The sequence below is a fragment of the Klebsiella sp. RHBSTW-00484 genome, from assembly GCF_013705725.1.
Taxonomy (GTDB): Bacteria; Pseudomonadota; Gammaproteobacteria; order Enterobacterales; family Enterobacteriaceae; genus Klebsiella.
This window is the reverse complement of the sequence record NZ_CP055496.1, coordinates 1-1,793: the sequence shown is the minus strand read 5'-3', so window position 1 is coordinate 1,793 and position 1,793 is coordinate 1. Positions and strand designations below refer to the sequence as shown.

Here is a 1,793-nt window from a genome sequence, read left to right as displayed (position 1 = left end):
CATCAGCCGGAACTCCAAGCTGAGCACCGACGAAGGAAAGGACTTCACGCGGGATCATCTCACCAGGAGCCAGTGCACGGCCCGGATATCGTAAGGCACAAAGTTGCAGGGCAAAGCCAATCCTGTTTTCCGGTCTGCGGCGCTGCCTAATGTTTTCCAGGTCATCATCGCCCAGCGTGTAGAACTTCAGTAGCGACAGTTCGTCCGTGGGCAGATCGAACAGCGCTGCTCGCTGCCGTTCGGTGAAAATATGGCGTCGTGACATACAAATTCGTCCCTTTTGAAGTATAGTCTGTTTTGGACAACAGCCAGCCCATATAAATCAGGGCGTTCCGATACAAAAATCCAGGAGGGTTCAATTGGGACATCGTGCCGCCATTTACTGCCGGGTTTCAACAGCGGATCAGTCTTGTGAACGCCAGGAATTTGATCTGCGAGCCTTCGCCGGCCGTGCCGGCTACGACGTGGTGGGAATATTTAAGGAAACAGGTTCAGGAACTAAACTCGACCGGGCCGAGCGAAAGAAAGTCCTGGCGCTTGCCCAGTCCAGACAAATTGATGCAATCCTGGTCACTGAGCTTTCCCGGTGGGGGCGCTCGACGCTCGATCTGCTCAATACGCTACGTGAACTGGAGAACTGGAAGGTTTCCGTGATAGCCATGAATGGAATGGCGTTCGATCTTTCGTCGCCGTATGGACGAATGCTGGCGACGTTTCTTTCCGGCATTGCGGAGTTTGAGCGGGATCTCATCAGCGAGCGGGTCAAGTCAGGCCTTGCTGTTGCGAAGGCACGTGGTAAGAGGCTTGGTCGTCAGGCCGGAGTGCGACCAAAATCAGACCGACTTTTGCCTAAGGTGGTTGCGATGAGGGCCGAGGGACGCAGCTATCGCTGGATCGCACGCGAGCTCGGTATCAGCAAGAATACCGTCGCTGACATCGTGCAACGACACAGAGCTAACGCTTAGGGTGTCATTTCGCCCTCAGCCGGAACCGACCCCTTCAAGCGTCATGAGTGGGATTTCACTGAACCAAAATATGTGGATTTCCCGTCACGCGGTATTTTCCATGTGCAGGTCGGCGGCGGTGCCACCACTGGCGTGGTGAGCGCGGTCAATAACAACAGCAGCAGCTGGATGCGCGCGAAGCTGGCGGCCTATCGTAATAACCCGGTTAAACTCAAAGATTGATCGATTAAGATCGTGTTCTTTGTCTGAAACGGAAAAGCCGACGCGTTATGCGTCGGCTTTTGTTTTTTGGTTTTCCACGGTGGCGGCGCGCTGCGTCTGTCCGGGCTACCGATTATGCGGCTGTCTGGTAGCCCGGACAGGTGCGCAGCACCGCCTCCGGGAATGACTCAGGCCGTGCGCCACTTGCGCGTCAGCGGCTTCTCAATTTCCACAATCAGGAACATCACAAAACCGATAATAAAGGTGATCACCCAGTAGCGGAACGGCAGCGCTTCGGTACCGAACAGCATCTGCATAAACGGCGCGTAGATAATCAGCAGTTGCAGCACCAGCAACACGCCGCTGACAATCCAGATACCCCGGTTCGCCAGCAGCCCTTTGCTCAGTGAGAAACCATCCGCCACCCGGCAGTTGAGCATATAAAACCACTGTGCGGTGACCAGCGTCTGCAACAGTACGGTGCGGATAAACTCAGGTGAGTAGCCTCGCGGCTGTAGCCAGGCCTCCAGCACAAAGGCGCTCACGGCGATCATCGAACCGACAAAAATTACCCGCCAGATGGCAAAGCCGTCCATCGCATGCAGCTTAGGATCGCGCGGCGGACGG

At 55.7% G+C, this 1,793-nt stretch carries 4 protein-coding genes; 2 read left to right on the top strand and 2 right to left on the bottom strand.

Annotated features, from left to right (window positions below; genetic code table 11):
• The coding region (locus tag HV213_RS33095) for a DUF4158 domain-containing protein (RefSeq protein ID WP_150235161.1) at positions 1 to 265 on the bottom strand (265 nt) is incomplete at its 3' end.
• A 94-nt stretch (positions 266 to 359) separates the two neighbouring features.
• Between HV213_RS33095 and HV213_RS33090 the strand changes: the two genes are divergently transcribed.
• Together HV213_RS33090 and HV213_RS33085 are read left to right on the top strand one after the other, a co-directional pair.
• Positions 360 to 965: a recombinase family protein gene (locus HV213_RS33090; protein WP_000509966.1), complete on the top strand. Its 606-nt coding sequence runs from the start codon at positions 360 to 362 to the stop codon at positions 963 to 965.
• A 72-nt stretch (positions 966 to 1,037) separates the two neighbouring features.
• Positions 1,038 to 1,187, top strand: a complete 150-nt coding sequence (locus tag HV213_RS33085) for a hypothetical protein (protein ID WP_176564481.1) — start codon at positions 1,038 to 1,040, stop codon at positions 1,185 to 1,187.
• Positions 1,188 to 1,354: 167 nt separating this feature from the next.
• Here HV213_RS33085 and HV213_RS33080 read toward each other — a convergent pair.
• A partial coding sequence (locus HV213_RS33080) for a cation transporting ATPase C-terminal domain-containing protein (protein WP_181486582.1) occupies positions 1,355 to 1,793 on the bottom strand: 439 nt, incomplete at its 5' end.